The organism is Micrococcaceae bacterium Sec5.8 (assembly GCA_039636775.1).
Lineage (GTDB): Bacteria > Actinomycetota > Actinomycetes > Actinomycetales > Micrococcaceae > Arthrobacter.
Genome location: CP143429.1, coordinates 3,069,561 through 3,087,382, shown reverse-complemented (window position 1 = coordinate 3,087,382; position 17,822 = coordinate 3,069,561). Strand labels below are relative to the sequence as shown.

At 66.5% G+C, this 17,822-nt stretch carries 19 protein-coding genes and 1 tRNA gene; 14 read left to right on the top strand and 6 right to left on the bottom strand.

Annotated features, from left to right (window positions below; all coding sequences use genetic code 11):
* Positions 1-90 precede the first annotated feature (90 nt).
* From VUN84_14105 to VUN84_14075, 7 genes are all read left to right on the top strand, one after another.
* Positions 91-825: a permease gene (locus VUN84_14105; GenBank protein ID XAS63420.1), complete on the top strand. Its 735-nt coding sequence runs from the start codon at positions 91-93 to the stop codon at positions 823-825.
* A gap of 175 nt (positions 826-1,000) precedes the next feature.
* Complete coding sequence (locus tag VUN84_14100) at positions 1,001-1,615, top strand: FABP family protein (protein XAS63419.1); 615 nt, start codon at positions 1,001-1,003, stop codon at positions 1,613-1,615.
* A gap of 87 nt (positions 1,616-1,702) precedes the next feature.
* The gene (locus VUN84_14095) at positions 1,703-2,428 is read left to right on the top strand and encodes a flavodoxin family protein (protein ID XAS63418.1); all 726 of its coding nucleotides are present in this window, start codon (positions 1,703-1,705) and stop codon (positions 2,426-2,428) included.
* Between the two features lie 22 nt (positions 2,429-2,450).
* A complete protein-coding gene (locus VUN84_14090; GenBank protein XAS63417.1) occupies positions 2,451-3,533 on the top strand; it encodes a folate-binding protein in 1,083 nt (360 codons plus the stop codon).
* Positions 3,530-3,925, top strand: a complete 396-nt coding sequence (locus VUN84_14085) for an ankyrin repeat domain-containing protein (GenBank protein XAS63416.1) — start codon at positions 3,530-3,532, stop codon at positions 3,923-3,925. The genes VUN84_14090 and VUN84_14085 overlap by 4 nt, the downstream gene beginning before the upstream one ends.
* Positions 3,926-4,042: 117 nt before the next feature.
* Positions 4,043-4,606, top strand: a complete 564-nt coding sequence (locus VUN84_14080) for a PadR family transcriptional regulator (protein XAS63415.1) — start codon at positions 4,043-4,045, stop codon at positions 4,604-4,606.
* Between the two features lie 74 nt (positions 4,607-4,680).
* Positions 4,681-6,198, top strand: a complete 1,518-nt coding sequence (locus VUN84_14075) for a DHA2 family efflux MFS transporter permease subunit (GenBank protein ID XAS63414.1) — start codon at positions 4,681-4,683, stop codon at positions 6,196-6,198.
* A 23-nt stretch (positions 6,199-6,221) separates the two neighbouring features.
* Here the strand turns inward: VUN84_14075 and VUN84_14070 are convergent, their stop codons facing one another.
* The 5 genes from VUN84_14070 to VUN84_14050 form a co-directional block, all read right to left on the bottom strand.
* Positions 6,222-6,932, bottom strand: coding sequence for a GNAT family N-acetyltransferase (locus VUN84_14070; GenBank protein XAS63413.1), 711 nt, complete (start codon positions 6,930-6,932; stop codon positions 6,222-6,224).
* A 42-nt stretch (positions 6,933-6,974) separates the two neighbouring features.
* Entirely contained in the window at positions 6,975-8,000 is a 1,026-nt protein-coding gene (locus VUN84_14065) for a 6-phosphofructokinase (protein ID XAS63412.1), read from the bottom strand.
* Between the two features lie 180 nt (positions 8,001-8,180).
* A complete protein-coding gene (locus tag VUN84_14060; protein XAS63411.1) occupies positions 8,181-8,435 on the bottom strand; it encodes a PspC domain-containing protein in 255 nt (84 codons plus the stop codon).
* Between the two features lie 3 nt (positions 8,436-8,438).
* The gene (locus tag VUN84_14055) at positions 8,439-8,729 is read right to left on the bottom strand and encodes a hypothetical protein (GenBank protein ID XAS63410.1); all 291 of its coding nucleotides are present in this window, start codon (positions 8,727-8,729) and stop codon (positions 8,439-8,441) included.
* Between the two features lies 1 nt (position 8,730).
* Positions 8,731-10,320: a PspC domain-containing protein gene (locus tag VUN84_14050; protein XAS63409.1), complete on the bottom strand. Its 1,590-nt coding sequence runs from the start codon at positions 10,318-10,320 to the stop codon at positions 8,731-8,733.
* A 124-nt stretch (positions 10,321-10,444) separates the two neighbouring features.
* Between VUN84_14050 and VUN84_14045 the strand changes: the two genes are divergently transcribed.
* Together VUN84_14045 and VUN84_14040 are read left to right on the top strand one after the other, a co-directional pair.
* Entirely contained in the window at positions 10,445-11,872 is a 1,428-nt protein-coding gene (locus VUN84_14045) for a PspC domain-containing protein (protein XAS63408.1), read from the top strand.
* Positions 11,869-12,543 (top strand): response regulator transcription factor, encoded by a 675-nt coding sequence (locus tag VUN84_14040; GenBank protein XAS63407.1) that lies wholly within the window; start codon positions 11,869-11,871, stop codon positions 12,541-12,543. Before VUN84_14045 ends, VUN84_14040 begins: the two co-directional genes overlap by 4 nt.
* A 155-nt stretch (positions 12,544-12,698) precedes the next feature.
* Here the strand turns inward: VUN84_14040 and VUN84_14035 are convergent, their stop codons facing one another.
* Complete coding sequence (locus tag VUN84_14035) at positions 12,699-13,916, bottom strand: pyridoxal phosphate-dependent aminotransferase (GenBank protein XAS63406.1); 1,218 nt, start codon at positions 13,914-13,916, stop codon at positions 12,699-12,701.
* A 343-nt stretch (positions 13,917-14,259) separates the two neighbouring features.
* Between VUN84_14035 and VUN84_14030 the strand changes: the two genes are divergently transcribed.
* From VUN84_14030 to rplA, 5 genes are all read left to right on the top strand, one after another.
* Positions 14,260-14,332, top strand: a tRNA-Trp gene (locus tag VUN84_14030).
* Between the two features lie 79 nt (positions 14,333-14,411).
* Positions 14,412-14,696, top strand: a complete 285-nt coding sequence (gene secE, locus VUN84_14025; protein XAS63405.1) for a preprotein translocase subunit SecE — start codon at positions 14,412-14,414, stop codon at positions 14,694-14,696.
* A gap of 115 nt (positions 14,697-14,811) precedes the next feature.
* Entirely contained in the window at positions 14,812-15,690 is an 879-nt protein-coding gene (nusG, locus tag VUN84_14020) for a transcription termination/antitermination protein NusG (protein ID XAS63404.1), read from the top strand.
* Positions 15,691-15,819: 129 nt separating this feature from the next.
* Positions 15,820-16,251, top strand: coding sequence for a 50S ribosomal protein L11 (rplK, locus tag VUN84_14015; GenBank protein XAS63403.1), 432 nt, complete (start codon positions 15,820-15,822; stop codon positions 16,249-16,251).
* 129 nt (positions 16,252-16,380) lie between these two features.
* Positions 16,381-17,088, top strand: coding sequence for a 50S ribosomal protein L1 (rplA, locus tag VUN84_14010; protein XAS63402.1), 708 nt, complete (start codon positions 16,381-16,383; stop codon positions 17,086-17,088).
* Positions 17,089-17,822 lie beyond the last annotated feature (734 nt).

Genomic DNA, 17,822 nt, shown 5'->3' with positions numbered 1-17,822 from the left:
GCAAGACCAGGTCGAATTGGGGTCCGCAGTGAGCGAAAGTACGACGAAGACCGGAAGACGAATGACGGATATGACGATGTCGGCTAAACAGTGAAGTCTTGGACCATCGGCGTTATCGGGCTGGCCGGACTCGCCGCCATCGTCGGCGCTTCGTACATTTCCCCGGAAGCCCTCCTCGCGGTAGGGGTTCTCATTGCCGTCGCCGTCGGGGTGGGCTGGCCGCATTTTCTGGGTATCCCGGCCAAGAAAACCCTGGCTGTCCTGATCGGGCTGCCGGGCGCGGGGGCTATGGTGGCCGCCACGTACCTTCCCGGGCCGGGCTTCCTTGACTGGACGCCGTCGTTCCTGGCCGCCGGAGTGATGGCGGTCTTCGTGATGCAGCTGATCCGCGGCACCGGGCAAGCACAACGGCTGGAGTCGACACTGGGTTCGAGTGCAGGCGTGCTGTTGTCCTGCCTGGGTGCCGGCTGGATTGCCTGTGCCCGGTTCAACGGTGTCCGTGAAATGGTGTTGGTCGCCGCCATCAGCGCCGCGATTGCCCTCCTGGCCAGTTTGATCCGCTGGCCGGACCGGGTGGTGGCACCACTGGGCGTCGTCGGCGCCGGGCTGGCAGGGCCGCTGGCGGGCCTGGTCTTCTCCGACATCGCGGTTCTGCCGGCCGCGGTTGTCGGGGTGGTGGTAGGAGCGGTGTTGATGAGCTTTCGCCGGCTGGTCATTCTCCGCGGCGAATCGCTAAACTTTCCGGCAGCCCTCGGAATGGGTTTGGGCCCGGTCGCCGCCGTCGGTTCGCTGGCGTACTTCATTGACAAACTACTCATCTACTAACGCGCTAGGATGGCATCATGTCCGTACTTGCATTTGAAATCTTCTTCCTCGTACTGCTCGGCGTTGCCAGCCTGGCCATGGCGTGGTTTGCCGGCTTCGTTGTTTACCGCCTCTTCAAAGGCCAGAAGTAAACGCCAGAGATATCTAGCCGTCTTCGTTTCCAGAGGTAGCTGCTGTGCCGATTGAGATACCCACAGATCTGACGCCCGAACTCGTTCCCCTGTCCTGGCTCATTGGTGAGTGGGAGGGCCGGGGCCGGCTGGGAGCCGGGGAAGAGGACTCCGAGCATTTCCGGCAACACGTGTCCTTCGTGCACAACGGGTTGCCGTACTTGCAGTACCGGGCCGAGAGTTGGCTGACCGACGACGCCGGCGCCACCTTGCGGCCCCTGACCGTCGAAACCGGTTTCTGGGCGCTGGAGCGCAAACAGCGCGAAGAGGACGGTGGTCCCGGGCTGATCCCGGCCGACATCGTTCCGGTGCTTAAGAGCGCCGACGAAGTCGAGGAGCTGCGCAACGAGGACGGCGGCTTTGACATCTCCGTGTCCATCTCGCACCCCGGCGGTATCTCCGAGTTGTACTACGGCCAAATCAAGGGCCCCCAGATCCAGCTCAGCACCGACATGGTGATGCGCGGCAGCCACTCCAAGGAGTACACGGCCGCCACCAGGATCTTCGGTCTGGTGGACGGTAACCTCCTCTGGCGCTGGGACGTCGCAGCGGGCAACGGCCCCTCGGCGGGCAGCGGCCTGGAGGCCCACGCGTCCGCCATCCTCTCCAGAGTCAGCTGACCGCACCGGTCCGGGTGCCAACCAACGGGCCGGCCGAGGGGCCGCACTGAATTTCCGTAGTCCGCAGCGACCGCAGGGAGCACCACAGTGAACGAGACATCCGCACCGCCCACCGATTTCAGCGACCTCAAAGCCGTCTTCTTTAACGGCACCCTCAAGAAGTCCCCCGAGACCTCCAACACCCAGGGACTGATCGAGGTCAGCCGCCGGATCATGGACAAACACGGCGTCACCACGCGCGTGATCCGGACGGTGGACCACGACATCGCTGCCGGCGTCTATCCCGACATGCGTGAGCACGGCTGGCTGACCGATGAATGGCCGGAACTGTATCCAGCCGTCCGGGAAGCCGACATCGTCATTGTGGCCGGGCCGATCTGGCTGGGTGACAACTCCTCGCAGACCAAGAAGCTGATCGAACGCCTCTACGCCCACTCCGGTGAGCTCAACGACAAGGGCCAGTGGGCGTTCTATCCCAAGGTGGGCGGCTGCCTCATCACCGGCAACGAGGACGGCATTAAGCACTGCGCCATGAACGTCCTCTACAGCCTGCAACACATCGGGTTCAGCATTCCGCCGCAGGCCGACGCCGGCTGGATCGGCGCCGTCGGCCCCGGCCCGAGCTACCTTGATGAGGGCTCCGGCGGGCCTGAGAGCGACTTCACCAACCGCAACGCCACCTTCATGACGTGGAACCTGCTGCACATGGCCCGCATGCTCAAGGACGCCGGCGGCATCCCCGCCTACGGAAACCTGCCCGAAGCCTGGAAGGCCGGAACACGGTTCGATTTCGAAAACCCGGAATACCGCTGATCTCTGAGGACTTCTACTACATATGACTATCAAAAGCCCCCTGTTGGCGCGCCCCGGCGCCGTTGAAGCGGCCGGGGCGGACGCCGGCGTCGCCTCCCATTACGGCGAACCGCTCCGGGAACAGCGGGCGCTGGCCGCCGGCGCCGCCGTCGTGGATCTGTCCCACCGCGGTGTGGTCACCGTGACCGGACCGGACCGGCTGAGCTGGCTCAATACCCTGTCCTCACAGCAGCTCACGAACCTCCCGCCCGGTCAGTCCACCGAACTGCTGCTCCTGAGCGTGCAGGGCCGGATCGAATTCGACGCGCGGGTGGTGGACGACGGCGCCACCACCTGGCTGATCGTCGAGGCGGCCGAGGCCGGACCGCTCGCCGAATGGCTCAACAAGATGAAATTCATGCTCCGGGTCGAGATTGCCGACGTCTCGGCGGACTGGGCCGTACTGGGTTCCACCCGCCGGGTGCCTGAATTCTCCGGCCTGCTGGTCTGGGAGGATCCGTGGCCGCATGTCGGCGCAGGCGGCTACTCCTACGCGGTGGTGGATGAGGCCGGCCATCCAGGTCTTGAACGGCCGTGGTTTGAATACCTGGTCCCGGCCGGTGCGTTGGAAGCCACGGCCGGCGAACGCCCGCTCGCCGGGGTCTGGGCGGCCGAGGCCCTGCGTATCGCAGCCTGGCGGCCGCGCTGGGGTGCCGAAACTGACAATCGGACCATCCCGCACGAGCTGGACCTGCTCCGCACCGCCGTGCACCTGAACAAAGGCTGCTACAAAGGCCAGGAGACCGTGGCCCGGGTCCACAATCTGGGCCACCCGCCGCGCCGGCTGGTGTTCCTGCAACTCGACGGCTCGCAGCACACCATGCCCGCGGTCGGCAGCGAGGTCCGTTCCGGGGACCGCTCGGTGGGCACCGTGACATCCGTGGCGCAGCACTACGAAATGGGTCCGGTGGCGCTGGCCGTGATCAAGCGCTCGGTCGCCCCCGGGGAGGTGCTGACGGTCCTTGACGGCGACGAGCCCTACACCGCGGCGCAGGAACTTATTGTGGCTCCGGATGCAGGCCAGGTTGTGGGACGGCAAACCGGTTTCCTGCGGGGAACCCGATGACGGGGGAGTCCCCGGCGCCTGACGAGGAGACCGTGGCGCTCGCCCACAAGCTCCTCGACGCCGCCCGCGCGGGCGATACCGCGGTTCTTGGCAGCTACCTGGCCGCCGGGGTGCCGGCCACGCTGACGAACGCCGCCGGGGATTCGCTGCTGATGCTCGCCGCCTACCATGGTCACGCCGGGACCGTCCGGCTCATCCTTGAGCACGGCGGAGATGCCGGCGCCGCCAATGACCGCGGCCAGACACCGCTCGCCGGCGCGGTCTTCAAGGGGTACACGGATGTTGCGCAGGTGCTGCTCGCCGCCGGGGCCGACCCCGACGCCGGGACGCCCTCCGCCCGGGCGGCCGCGCAGATGTTCGACCGCTTGGACATCCTGGCCCTGCTCGGCTGACCGCCTCCCTCCAACCGGACTCTTGCGTCGTAATACTCCATGTGGAATAGTTCCTGTGGAATAAGGTTGGTGCCGATGGCGCCGCCGCAGGACGCTTCGCGGAAAGGACAAGGCCTCATGACCCGAACCGCACCCCTGACACCGCTCGGCGTTGCCGCACTGTCCCTGCTGGTCGAGGAGCCCATGCATCCGTACGAGATGTACCAGCTTTTGATGGCGCGGCATGAGGACCGCCTCCTCAAGGTCCGGCCGGGAACGCTGTACCACGCCGTCGGACGGCTTGAAGAGCAGGGCCTGGTGGCAGCAGCCGGCACCGACCGCGAGGGCAACCGTCCGGAACGCACCACCTACGAGATTTCCGAGGCAGGGCGGGAAGCCCTGACCCGCAGGATCCAGGACATGCTGTCCAGTCCCGTCAACGAGTACCCGGCGTTTCCGCTGGCTGTCTCGGAGGCGTACAACCTGCCGGCCGGGGTGGTAACCGAACTGCTCGACCGCCGTCTCAAGGGTTTGACGGAGCAGTTGGAGTTCCTTTCCGCGGGCGAGGACCGGCTCCGGACCAAGGGTGTCGAGCGCAAGTACTGGATCGACATGGATTACCAGCAAGTCATGGTGACCGCCGAAATCGGCTGGATCCGGGACCTGCAGGACCGGCTGCACAGCGGCCGACTTCCCTGGTAGCCCATCCCGGACCCCGGCGCCGACGAACACCCTTCGCCGCACACTTTAAACCTCCTCAACCTCAAAGGAATCCCATGGAAATCGTTGCCAGGCCGTGGCCGGCGCTGTGGTCACTCGTGATCGGGTTCTTTATGATCCTGATCGACACCACTATTGTCTCGGTGGCCAATCCCCGCATCATGGAGGGCTTGAACGCTGACATCAACTCAGTCATCTGGGTAACCAGTGCCTACCTGCTGGCCTACGCCGTGCCGCTGCTGATCACCGGCCGGCTGGGCGACCGTTTCGGCCCGAAGAAGCTCTACCTGACGGGGCTGGTCGTCTTCACGCTGGCTTCCCTGTGGTGCGGGCTCTCCGGGAACGTGGAGACGCTGATTCTGGCCCGCGTCTTCCAGGGCTTCGGAGCGGCGTTGATGACGCCGCAGACCATGGCCGTGATCACCCGGATCTTCCCGCCGGACCGGCGCGGAGCTGCGATGGGCATCTGGGGTGCCACTGCCGGCGTCGCCACCCTCGTGGGACCGATCCTTGGCGGCGTTCTCGTCGACGGTCTCGGCTGGGAATGGATTTTCTTCATCAACCTCCCGGTGGGAGTCGTCGGGTTCTTCCTGGCCCTGCGCTACGTGCCGTCCCTGAGCACCCACCCGCACAAGTTCGACATCCCCGGTGTGCTGCTCAGTGCGGTCGGGCTGTTCCTGCTGGTGTTCGGCATCCAGGAGGGCGAGACCTACAACTGGGGCACCATCGCCGGTCCCATCACGGTATGGGGGCTCATAATCGCCGGGATCGCCGTCCTGGTGGTCTTCGTCGTCTGGCAGAAGCTGAACAAGGGTGAACCGCTCCTGCCGCTGTCCCTGTTCAAGGACCGCAACTTCTCGCTGGCCAATATCAGCATCACCACCGTCGGTTTCACGGTGACTGCGTTCAGCCTGCCGTTGATCTTCTACTACCAGATCGTCCGTGGCCTGACCCCCACCGAGTCCGCGCTCATGATGGTCCCGATGGCCTTGATTTCCGGTGGCCTCGCGCCGGTGGTCGGCAAGATCATCGACCGGGTCAACCCGAAGTTCATCACCGCGGCCGGGCTGGTCCTGATGTCGGTGGCGCTGGTCTGGAACGCGACCCTGATGCACCCGGACACGCCGATTTGGCTGTTCCTGCTGCCCAGCGCGGTGCTGGGGTTCGCGAACGCGGGCATTTGGGCCCCCCTGAGCTCTACGGCCACCCGCAATCTGCCCCCACGCCAGGCGGGCGCCGGCTCGGGTGTCTACAACACCACCCGGCAGATCGGAGCCGTTTTGGGCAGTGCCGCCATTGCCGTCCTGATCCAGTCCCGGCTCGCGGCAGAGCTTCCGGCCGCCCCGGGTGCCTCCGGCGAGGCCAGCCCCATGGCCTTCGGCGGTGCGCTGCCCGAGGCGCTGCAGGAGGGATTCTCAACGGCGATGGGCCAGTCCATCCTGTTGCCCGCTGCCGTCATCCTGGTCGGCGCGGCGGTGGCGCTGTTCTTCGCCAAGCCCCAGCCGGTGCAAAGCTGGGGCGCGCCTGCTTCTGCTCCGGCAACGCCTGAGGGGTCCGCAGTAAAGTCCCGCTGACGCTGAACCGGTGTGCTGCCGGGTCAGCCCAGCAGCACACTGGTTTGGATGCCGCCGGCGGTGAAACCCAGGCTGCGGGCGACGGCCAGGGACCCTTTGTTGCTGACCTCGGCGCGCCACTGCAGTGTCAGCCCGGAGGCGAGGGCTTCGTGTGCCGCTACTGAGGCGGCCAGGGAGCCCAGCCCGCGGCGGCGCCATTGCGGGGCCACCAGCACCCCCATTTGGGCCAGGATGCCCTCCCACTCGGTGTAGGCTCCGCAGGCCACCGGGGTCCGCCGGGCGTCCTCCATGTGCATGATGGTGAAGCGGTGCTCCAGGTCCGAGAGGCTTACTTCGTTGACGTCGTCCGGCGGGCAGAAGGCTTCCAGCTCCACTGCTTCCGGGCTTCCCTGCGAGACGGTCAGTTCGCCGGAGGGCTGGCGCAGGGGCAGGTCGTCCGCAAAGAACAGTGCCGAGGCTCCGAGCCCGTGCCCGCCGTGGTCCCGCGTAAGGGTCAGCAGGGTGCCGTGCTGCGCCAGATCGCCGTCGGGCAGCCCGGCGGCGGCGTCGAGCACCCATTGCGGGCCCACCAGAGCGGAATTGCCGAACAGCCGAACGAAGTGGACAGCCCGGGCGGAATCGTCGGCATGGAAGATGCGTTCGCCCGCGGCAGTAGCGAACGCGTCGTCGTCGAGTCCCAGACGGCGGGCCCAGGCGAGCTGGATGATGGCGACCGAACCGGGCTCAAGTGTCATGCATCCACCCTACCCACCGGTGTGGCGTCGCCCGTCCGGGGCTCAGCCGAAGAGGACGGCGGCCTCGTCGTAACGGTATTGCGGGACCGTCTTGAGGTTGCCCAGGGCGGCGTCGAAGCCAACATGGACGATGTCGGTTCCGTTCAGGGACACCATGGTGCCCCAGCGCTGTTCGACGACCGAGTCGATCGCGGCCATGCCCAGGCGGGTGGCCAGCACACGGTCGAACGCGGTCGGGACGCCGCCGCGCTGGATATGGCCCAGGACAGTCGCCCGGGTCTCGATGCCGGTCATGGCCTCAAGCTCGGGAGCCAGCCGCTCGGAGATTCCGCCGAGGCGCGGACGGCCAAAGGTATCCAGCCCGCGTTCTGAGTGCGGGGTTTCCTGATCGTCCGGGACGAATCCTTCCGCCACCACCACGAGCGGGGCGCGGCCACGGTCGCGGGCCGAGGTGACCCATTCGGCGATCTGCTTCATGGAGGCTTTCTGCTCCGGGATCAGGATGGCGTGGGCACCCGAGGCCATGCCGGCGTGCAGGGCGATCCAGCCCACGTGGCGGCCCATCACCTCCGCGATCATGCAGCGGTGATGCGATTCTCCCGTGGTCCGCAGGCGGTCGATCGCCTCGGTGGCGATTTCCACGGCCGTGTCAAAACCGAAGGTGTAGTCCGTGGCGTCGAGGTCGTTGTCGACGGTCTTGGGAACCCCGACGATCTTCAGCCCGGCGTCCGTGAGGCGTTTGGCTGCGGCCAGGGTACCTTCGCCGCCAATGGCAATAAGGGCGTCGATGCCCAACCGGTCCATGTTGGCCTTGATGACTTCGGGGCCGCCGTTGTTTTCAAACGGGTTGGTGCGGGAGGTGCCCAGGATGGTCCCGCCCTGCTTGGCGATGCCGCGGACCATGGTGCGGGGGATCTCGATGGTGTCGCCCTCGACGACGCCGCGCCAGCCGTCCAGGAACCCCACGAATTCGTGGCCATGGACGGCGATGCCCTTCAGGACGGCGCCGCGGATGACGGCGTTCAGCCCGGGGCAGTCGCCGCCACTGGTGAGGATTCCTATTTTCATGTCTCGGCTCAAATCCTGGTTCGAAGGTGTACAGGCAGAGCGCCACGCTGAGCTCACCCTAGAGTCTAGTGGCGCATGTGGGGCAGGACACAAACGGTGGCCATGCCGAGATGCCCCCGCCGGAGGCAGGGGCACAGGGGTTCGTTTCGGGCAGTCGTTCTTTCTTCGGGACAGGTGTTCTTACGGGCGCGCTGAGCGGTTCGCCAGGAATGACTCAAGGACGATGCCGTTTCGCTGGTCGGGCAGGAGCAGCCAGGCCACGAGATAGAACACAAATGCCGGTCCGGGGAGCAGCGCGAAGAGCAGGAAAGCAATCCGGACGAACGCCACGTCCACATTGAGCTTGGCGGCGATGCCGCCACAGACTCCGCCCAACCAACGCTGCGGACCACGTTTCAGGCCGAGGCCCCTAACGGTGCTGTAGAACTTTTCCATGGCCTAAGACTTCCGTGTTGAGGTGGCTTTGTCACGTCCGCGGGCGGACATCAGCCCGCCGACCACGAGTGCGGCGCCCGCGCCGATCATCAGGCCGATCAGCACGTAGGTGCCATTGAGGGCCACGATGCCGAGTTGGGCGACGATGATGAGCGCTGCGAGGGCCACCACGATCAGCCCCCAGACCACGGTACCCACGCGGGGTGAGGAGTCCTGCTGCGGTACGTCGGGACCGGACGGGGCGCCCGGACTGCTGCCTTTCCGCCCACTGGCCGGCGCGTCGTAAGTACTCATGTCAGTTGCCTTCCTTGATGGTGACGTTGCTGAAGGTGCCGTCGATGGTGACGATCAGCGCCGCCCCCGGCTTGCCGGTGTTGTAGGTGCGCTGCTGGCTGGTCATGCCTCCGTGGCTTTGGCTGCCTTCATTGAGGTTGCCCATGGTGATGTCGGCGCGGACCTCCACCGGTACCGTGTCCGGGATGACCACCGTGAGGTTGCTGGCCGTGGCGTCGATAGGGACCACAAGGTCCGTTCCCAACGGAGGGTTCAGCGCGAGCCGGGTCAGGTCCACGGTTCCGGTTCCGGCGGTGATGTCGAACCCGCCGCGGGCCTGGTCGATGCTCGCCGGGTACCAGTCGGCGTTTTGCGGGCGGAAGCGGTCCCCGTTGGGGAGGACATTGAAGATGCCGCCCACGATCAGGGCCACCGCGGCGAAGAACCCAAGGATGCCCGAGGTACGGCCCCTGAACCCGGACACGAGGATGCCGAGACCCAGGATGACGGCGCCGCTGGCCCAGACGATGGCGTTGCTGGAGGTGCCGAGATCGATGACGTTCGCGGCGTCGAGGGCTTTGAGGCCGCCGCCCACCAGCAGCGCCAGGCCAACGGTCACCGCCACTGCGGGAGAGCCGGGACCGGGGGTCCGGGATTTGACCGGCGGGACGGATGGCCCGCCGGGGACCGGAGGGTAGCCGCCGCCGGGCGGTGGGGCGGGAGTGGACGGCGGGGGCGTGCCCCAACCGGCTGCGGACGCTGGCGGGCCGCCGTAGCCGGGGAAGGGCGTTCCGCGGTAATCCGCCGCTGTATAGGGACCCGTCGGGGGGGTGGCTGTCATGGGGGTTCCTTCATCCCGGGATTTGTTGCGCTGGGTCAGGTAGTAAATGAGGTAGATGACCCCACCCACCCAGAAAACGGTCCAGATGAACGGGCCCACGCCGTAACGGTCCCAGCCCCAAAACCCGGTGCCCAGGCTGGGGAAGCCGATCACTGTGGTGATCAGGGCCCCCGTCATCCCTGACGACCAGCGGCCTGCGGCCGCTTCCTGGACGTGGATCCGGCCGTCGGGTTCGGGCAGGAGTGCCCATGCGATGCCGTAGAGGACGACGCCTACGCCGGCGAAGACGGTCAGGACAATGAGGATGCCGCGGACAATGAGCGGGTCGACGCCGAAGCGCTCGGCGATGCCGCTGGCCACCCCGCCGACCCACCGCTCCCGGCCGCGGCGGACGCCCTGGCGGCGGATCCAATCGAAGAAGTTCCCCGGCTGGCTGCCAGCCGGCGGGGGTGTCGGGCCGAAGGACGGGCCGAAGGACGGGCCGAGATAGGGCGGTGGCGGAGGAGTTCCTGCGCCGGCGCCGGCGGAAAAGTCCAACGGAAGGGTCGCGGACATGTCCACCGGTGCGGTCGCGGCAGTCTCTGCTGGGATCCCCGCGGAGGGCGCCCCGGGCTGCCCGGTCGTTTGGTCCGCGACGGGCGCCCCGGGCTGCCCGGTCGTTTGGTCCGGGACGGGCGCCGCGACGGGCCCAAGCGATTGTCCGGCAGATTGTCCGGCGGTGCCGCCCGCCGGGGCGGGACCGTCATCGGGGTGCTCAGTGTGCGGATTCATACTTCGATCCTCCCGCCCGTTCCGGATCCGCTCTACTGGGGAACACCCTGAACCGCCCCTGAGTCGCCCCCGGTTCGCGCCGGCCACACCTCCGGGGAGCCCTGATCCGTGTTTGGATTGACGCATGACAACCGCCGCTTCCCGCCCGCCGCTGGTCCGCGGCGGCGACCGGGTGATCGCCGGCGTCTGCGCCGGCCTCGCGCTGCACCTGGGCTGGCCGGTGAAGATGGTGCGGATCGGCATGGCGATTGCGGCGCTCGCCGGCGGCGCCGGCATCGCGTTCTACGCCTGGCTGTGGATTATGGTCCCCACCGCGGACGAAAGCGCCAAACGCAACGCCCGCCGCCCGGCGTCGCCCATCGCTCCCGCGGTGAGCGAGCCGTACCCGGGACCCAATGCCGGCTCCCGTCAGTGGCACCCGACGGCGGCAACCTTCCCGGGGCCGGCGGCCGCAGGGGCAGCGGCGGGAAGTCCAGCAGCGGGACCCACCACCGCCGTGGGAGGCAACCCGTCCGCCAATTCCTGGCAGGGACGGGTCACCGCCATGCGTTACGGCAAGGAGATCCTCCTCGGGGCGGGCCTGCTGCTGGCCGCCGGCATCCTGATCGCCCGCCTGCTCGGCGTGGAGGTTCCCCTCGGCACCTTGATCCCTGTTGCGGCCATCCTGGGTGGCGCCGCAATCGCGTGGATGCAGTTGGACGAGACACGGCGGGCTGGCCTTGTGGACCGCACGAAGGCGGACCAGGCCGGCGGCTGGGCCAGGCTGGCCGCCGGACTGGCCCTGGTGGTGACCGGGGTCCTGCTCATGGTGTCCGGCTCCGGTTCCTGGGAACAGACCTGGCTTGCGTTGCTGGCCTCGGTGGCAGTGCTGGGCGGAGTGGCCCTGGTCCTGCTGCCCTGGGGGCTGAAGTTCTGGCGCGATCTGGAAACAGAACGCGCCGGCCGGGTCCGTGCCACCGAACGCGCCGAGATCGCCGCGCACCTCCACGACTCCGTACTGCAGACACTTGCACTGATCCAGCGGCGCGCCGGCAACGAGACCGACGTCGTCCGCCTCGCCCGCGCCCAGGAGCGCGAGTTGCGCGGCTGGCTGTACCGGGATCCGGGCAAGGACGCGGGTCAATTGTCCGAGGGCGTCAAAGCTGCAGCTGCAGAAGTGGAGGACACCCTGGGCAACGCGGTGGAGGTGGTGGCCGTGGGTGACTGTGCCATGACTGAAAGCCTGGAGGCGCTCGTGCAGGCCGCGCGTGAGGCGATGCTGAACGCGGCCCGCCACGGCGGGGGCGCCGTGTCGGTGTACCTGGAAGTCACCGATGGTGCGGCCGAGGTCTTCGTCAAGGACCGCGGCCCCGGCTTCGACCCGGACGCTGTCCCGACTGACAGGCTGGGAATCCGGGAATCCATTATGGGCCGGATGAAACGCCACGGCGGTACCGCCGGCATCAGCAGCAGCCCGGAGGGCACCGAGGTCCGGCTGAGGCTGCCGCTCTCGGCCGGACCATCCATCGGCGCCGCCGCCAACAACAACAGCAATCGAGAGGCAACATTGTGACCAACGCCGAAGCGGAGGCTGCCCCGCCCGTCATCCGCGTGGTGATCGTGGATGACCATGCGATCTTCCGCTCGGGTCTGAAAGCCGACCTGGACCCGGCCATCGAGGTCGCGGGGGAGGCCGGGACGGTGGAAGAGGCCCTTGCCGTGATCGCAGCGGTACGGCCCGACGTCGTGCTCCTCGATGTCCACTTGCCCGGCGGGCTGGGCGGTGGAGGACGCGAGGTGCTCGCCAGTTCGGCGCCCTTGATGGGCAGCACCCGGTTCCTTGCCTTGAGCGTCTCGGACGCGGCCGAGGACGTTGTCTCGGTTATCCGCGCCGGGGCCCGCGGCTATGTCACAAAAACCATCTCCGGCGCCGGGATTTCCGACGCCGTCCGCCGGGTGGCCGGCGGGGACGCTGTCTTTTCGCCCCGGCTGGCAGGGTTCGTCCTGGATGCCTTCGGGACCGCCCCGGCCGACATTGCCGACGACGAACTGGACAGGCTGTCCGTCCGGGAACTGGAGGTGATGCGGCTCATCGCGCGCGGCTACAGCTACAAGGAAGTCGCCAAGGGGCTCTTCATTTCCATTAAGACGGTCGAGACACATGTCTCCGCGGTCTTACGCAAGCTCCAGCTCTCCAGCCGCCACGAACTTACCCGCTGGGCCGCCGAACGCAGGCTCCTCTGACCCGGGACGCCACCAAAACCGACGCTCCCGCACTTCCGCCGGCTATCCGGCGGACGCTCCCGCAGCAGCAGGCGACGGCTGCGGGAGCGCTCGGGTTTCGTGCGGCAAAAGTGCGGAGCGTTCGTCTCCGCGTTGCGAAACCTGCGGGCGGGTCGTTACTTGGCCTCGCCGAGGAAGTCCTGCAGGCGCGCGACGCCGGTTGCGAGGTCATCGTCGCCCAGGGCATAGGAGAGGCGCAGATAGCCGGACGGGCCGAAAGCCTCACCCGGAACTACAGCCACCTCGACTTCATCAAGGATCAGGGCAGCCAGCTCCGCGGACGTCGACGGCCGGACAGGCCCGTTCGCGGAGGGAAACTCCTTCCCAAGGAGGGCGCGGACGTCGGCGTAGACGTAGAAGGCGCCCGTCGGCGTCGGGCATTCCACACCCTCGATTGCGTTCAGCCCGGCCACGATGGCTTTCCGGCGCCGGTCGAAAGCGAGCTTCATCTCATCGACGGCGGTCAGGGGGCCCGAGACCGCAGCGAGGGCCGCCATCTGCGGAATGTTCGAGACATTGGAGGTGGCGTGCGACTGCAGGTTCGTGGCGGCCTTGATGACATCGGCCGGGCCGATCATCCAGCCCACACGCCAGCCGGTCATCGCATAGGTCTTCGCCACACCGTTGAGGATGACCACCTTGTCACCGAGCTCCGGAACGGCCGTGGCGATCGAGGTGAACGGCACCCCGTCATAAGTCAGGTGCTCGTAGATCTCATCCGTAACCACCCACAGGCCCCTGGCTGCCGCCCACTGGCCGATCTCGCGGACCTGCTCCGGGGAGTACACCGCGCCGGTGGGGTTGGAGGGGGAGACAAAAAGGAGGATCTTGGTGCGGTCCGTGAGCGCGGCTTCGAGCTGCTGGACCGTCACCAGGTACCCCTGTTCCGGTCCGGCGAACACCTCGACCGGCACGCCGCCCGCGAGGCGGATGGCCTCCGGGTAGGTGGTCCAGAACGGCGTCGGGACAATGACCTCGTCGCCCGGATCCAACAGTGTGGCGAAGGTGTTGTACACGGCCTGCTTGCCGCCATTGGTGACGAGCACCTGAGCTGCGTCGGCCCGGTAACCGGAGTCGCGGAATGTTTTCTCGGCGATTGCCTGCTTCAGCTCAGGCAGGCCGCCGGCCGGGGAATACCGGTGGTACTTGGGCTGCGTCGCGGCGGCGATGGCTGCCTGCACGATGTAATCGGGGGTCGGGAAGTCCGGCTCGCCGGCGCCGAAGCCAATAACCGGCCGGCCGGCCGCCTTCAGCGCCTTTGCCTTGGCATCGACAGCCAACGTGGCGGATTCGGCAATAGCGGAAATTCGCTGTGAAATGCGGGCGGCAGGCATCGCGGGTCCATTCTTCGCTAGCAGCCTCAGTGGCTGTTGGTGGGGATTCGACAGAATCTACTCTAAGCCGTTCACCGGATCGACTGCGGTGCCGGCAGGCAAAATGTGACTGCCTCGCCGCGAGGTCCTTCGGCGGCCAGCAGTCCGGCCCGCCCCACACCCGGACTTCCCGGTATTAGTTCGGTACCTGCCCGGGAATTCCGGGGGCCTCGCGCGCCCTGGAGGGGCCGGTTCGACGTAGCCGCAGTTGTTGCGTAGACTGGTTCTCCGGTGTTGAAAACACGATGATGGTCTGCGCCTCAGGAAAGTCTGGGATGCCGGCCGCGGCGGGTTTTCGAACCATAGGGTAGTGGCGCAATTGGTAGCGCAGCGGTCTCCAAAACCGCAGGTTGCAGGTTCGAGTCCTGTCTGCCCTGCGCAAGCTGTTCCGGTTTCTCCGGAACAAGCGCAGCAACCATGGTTCAGTTCAGAGCCGGGAAATCCGACATTGCGAGGATGAGTGAGATCCAGGTGACCGAAACGGCTGCAAGCAGCTCCAGTGGCCGCCCCGCCAAGAATGCCCCCAAGGCAGGCTTCTTCGCTCGTATCGCGCTTTTCGTCCGCCAGGTGATCGGCGAGCTGAAGAAGGTCGTTGCACCCACCCGCAAAGAACTGATCAACTACACGCTCGTGGTGCTGGTGTTCGTCGTCATCATGATGCTCATCGTCACCGTGCTGGATCTGGCTTTCGGGGTCGGCGTGGGCTGGGTCTTCGGCGGCACGGGCCCCTCCGACCGCTAAGGCGACCGGTCCGCAGACTGCGTGGACAACCCCCGGGATTCCGGCGGTGCCGCGGGGTGTGCGGAATTGAGTCATTTAAATAGGCATGTTAGGCAATGAGGAAGCAGGAGACCAAGTGTCTGAGCAGGAGCTCGAGGTAACTGAGACTGAGCTGGATAAGAGCCAGGACGCCGCGGTGGAAACCGGGGAGCTGTCCGAGGCCGTATCCGCTGCGCCCGCATCCGACGTCGCTGACGAGGCCGCTCAAACGGCCGAAGCCGACGCAGAAGAAGAGGCCGCGGCAGATGAGTCGGCCGAAGCGGACTCTGACGCCGCAGTAGCCGGCGACGAACCGGCAGGCGAAGAAGAAGCCGGATCGGACGACGCGCTGGCCGCCGCCGCCGCTGCCGCTGAGGTGGATCCGGCTGACGAGTTCAAAGCCAAGCTGCGCCGCCAGGAGGGTGACTGGTACGTCATCCACTCCTACGCCGGCTACGAAAACCGGGTCAAAGCCAATCTGGAAACCCGCATCCAGACCCTGGACATGGAAGATTACATCTTCGAAATCCAGGTTCCGATGGAAGAAGTCGTTGAGATCAAGAACGCTCAGCGCAAGGTCATCAACCGCGTCCGCATTCCCGGTTACGTTCTGGTCCGCATGGACCTGACGGATGCCTCCTGGGGCGCGGTCCGCCACACCCCTGGTGTCACCGGCTTCGTGGGCAACGCCCACAACCCGGTACCGCTGCGCCTTGATGAGGTCTTCTCCATGCTCGCCCCGGTCTTCGAAGAAGAGCAGGCCGAGAAGGGCAAGCCGGTCAAGCACGCTGCCGCGCAGATCGACGTCGACTTCGAGGTTGGCGAGTCGGTCATCGTCAAGGAGGGTCCGTTCGAAACCCTCCCGGCCACGATCTCCGAGATCAAGGTTGATTCCCAGACCCTCGTGGTGCTGGTGTCCATCTTCGAGCGCGAAACCCCGGTCACGCTGGCCTTCAACCAGGTCAGCAAGATCTAGTTTCCCCACAGAATTCGCTCCGGGCTGCCTGCTTTAGCAGCCAGGGGCGGCCGGTCGCCTCGCCATGGCGGCCAAGAACCTGAGGCACGCTCCTGTGTCCCAGGAAGTAATTGAGAGAAGGACCCTACATTGGCTCCCAAGAAGAAGGTCACCGGCCTCATCAAGCTGCAGATCCAGGCAGGTGCCGCTAACCCGGCCCCGCCGATCGGTCCTGCGCTTGGCCAGCACGGTGTCAACATCATGGAATTCTGCAAGGCGTACAACGCTGCGACGGAAGCCCAGCGCGGCAACGTTATTCCGGTTGAAATCACGGTCTACGAGGACCGTTCATTCACGTTCATCACCAAGACGCCGCCGGCCGCGGAACTGATCAAGAAGGCTGCAGGCGTGGCCAAGGGTTCACCGACCCCGCACACCGTCAAGGTCGCCAAGCTGACCCAGGCCCAGGTCATTGAGATCGCCACCACCAAGATGGAAGACCTCAACGCCACGAGCCTTGAAGGCGCTGCGAAGATCATCGCCGGCACCGCCCGCTCCATGGGTATCACCGTCGAAGGCTAATAGCCTTCCCCGCCGGGCAACCGGCACCACCTACACATTGAAATGTCGGCGGTTCCTTGCAGGAATCCCGGCTGTGGCAGGGCCCAGCGCGGTCCGCAGACCACAACTGCACAAGGAGAAATAAGCAGCATGGCAAAGCGCAGCAAAGCATATGAGGCAGCCGCAGCCAAGATCGACGCGGAGAAGTTCTACGCGCCGTTCGAGGCAGTGACGCTCGCCAAGGACACCAACCCGTCCAAGTTTGACGCCACCGTTGAGGTCGCTTTCCGCCTCGGCGTTGATCCCCGCAAGGCCGATCAGATGGTCCGCGGCACCGTTATCCTGCCCCACGGCACCGGTAAGACCGCCCGCGTTCTCGTTTTCGCAACGGGCGACAAGGCTGAGGCAGCAATTGCTGCCGGCGCCGACTTCGTTGGTTCCGATGACCTGATCGAGAAGATCGCCGCCGGCTGGACCGACTTCGACGCCGCCGTCGCGACCCCTGACCTCATGGGTAAGGTTGGCCGTCTTGGCAAGGTCCTGGGTCCGCGTAACCTGATGCCGAACCCGAAGACCGGTACCGTGACCGCTGATGTCACCAAGGCCGTCAACGACATCAAGGGCGGCAAGATCGACTTCCGCGTCGACAAGCACTCCAACCTGCACTTCATCATTGGCAAGGTTTCCTTCGACGCCCTCAAGCTGGCGGAGAACTACGCCGCCGCCCTGGAAGAGGTTCTTCGCCTCAAGCCGTCCGCTTCCAAGGGCCGGTACATCCAGAAGGCCACCGTTGCCACCACGTTCGGCCCGGGCATCTCGGTTGACCCCAACGTCACCAAGGTCCTGACCGAGGTCTAATCGCAGCCGCCGTTCAGTCGGCAGCAGCACCAGGTAGTTGGAAAGACCGTCCCGCATTCGCGGGGCGGTCTTTCCTGCGTTCCGGCCCCGGATACGCTGTCCCGGTGACGACAGCGCCCTGGCAGATCGAACGCCTTCAGCTGCCTGGGCGCATTGGTGCTCCCGACGGCGGGGACCTCCTCGACGCCGGTGACCTCCTCGACGTCGGAGAATGATGCGATGAGCTGACACCGCGGACCCGGGGAACCCTCGACCGGTCCACGCCTCCTGAGGCCGGGTTGTCATTCTGGCGGGACGACGGCTGCCAGCGGATCCAGCTATTTTTCGTGGGCCAGGAAGGCCGGGTGGCAGTCCGGTCCTGGGTCCGCTGTGAACTGCGGGACAACCTCTGCAGCGCTGGTGACCTGGAGCGCCCGCTGCCCGGAACGGTATGCCGGACAGCTCCCCGTGCTGATGTCCCCGATGAGCGCGGATGCCCCCACGGGCGGCCTCAGCCACGATCCGGAGCAATGTGATGTAGCACGGGTGCGCCATATCGAGGACACCCGGCAGCGCGCCGGCTTGGCGTCCCTCGTGGCAGCCGCCCGGCACCGGGGCAGCGGAAAACGGGCACATGCCCGCCATCAGTGTTGCCCTGGACGTCCGGGCCGCCGGCCGGGACAGGGACTGGCAGTGGACCGTCAGCGCCGCCTGGAGCGCAAAAAAGGTTGCGCCGCCCATTTTTGGCGGAACAA

Excerpts from the sequence above, each read along its gene's own strand:
- VUN84_14090 (XAS63417.1), top strand. The coding sequence starts at position 2,451 with ATGACTATCAAAAGCCCCCTGTTGGCGCGCCCCGGCGCCGTTGAAGCG.
- VUN84_14085 (XAS63416.1), top strand. The coding sequence starts at position 3,530 with ATGACGGGGGAGTCCCCGGCGCCTGACGAGGAGACCGTGGCGCTCGCC.
- VUN84_14080 (XAS63415.1), top strand. The coding sequence starts at position 4,043 with ATGACCCGAACCGCACCCCTGACACCGCTCGGCGTTGCCGCACTGTCC.
- VUN84_14075 (XAS63414.1), top strand. The coding sequence starts at position 4,681 with ATGGAAATCGTTGCCAGGCCGTGGCCGGCGCTGTGGTCACTCGTGATC.
- VUN84_14070 (XAS63413.1), bottom strand. The coding sequence starts at position 6,932 with ATGACACTTGAGCCCGGTTCGGTCGCCATCATCCAGCTCGCCTGGGCC.
- VUN84_14065 (XAS63412.1), bottom strand. The coding sequence starts at position 8,000 with ATGAAAATAGGAATCCTCACCAGTGGCGGCGACTGCCCCGGGCTGAAC.
- VUN84_14060 (XAS63411.1), bottom strand. The coding sequence starts at position 8,435 with ATGGAAAAGTTCTACAGCACCGTTAGGGGCCTCGGCCTGAAACGTGGT.
- VUN84_14055 (XAS63410.1), bottom strand. The coding sequence starts at position 8,729 with ATGAGTACTTACGACGCGCCGGCCAGTGGGCGGAAAGGCAGCAGTCCG.
- VUN84_14050 (XAS63409.1), bottom strand. The coding sequence starts at position 10,320 with ATGAATCCGCACACTGAGCACCCCGATGACGGTCCCGCCCCGGCGGGC.
- VUN84_14045 (XAS63408.1), top strand. The coding sequence starts at position 10,445 with ATGACAACCGCCGCTTCCCGCCCGCCGCTGGTCCGCGGCGGCGACCGG.
- VUN84_14035 (XAS63406.1), bottom strand. The coding sequence starts at position 13,916 with ATGCCTGCCGCCCGCATTTCACAGCGAATTTCCGCTATTGCCGAATCC.
- secE (XAS63405.1), top strand. The coding sequence starts at position 14,412 with ATGAGTGAGATCCAGGTGACCGAAACGGCTGCAAGCAGCTCCAGTGGC.
- rplA (XAS63402.1), top strand. The coding sequence starts at position 16,381 with ATGGCAAAGCGCAGCAAAGCATATGAGGCAGCCGCAGCCAAGATCGAC.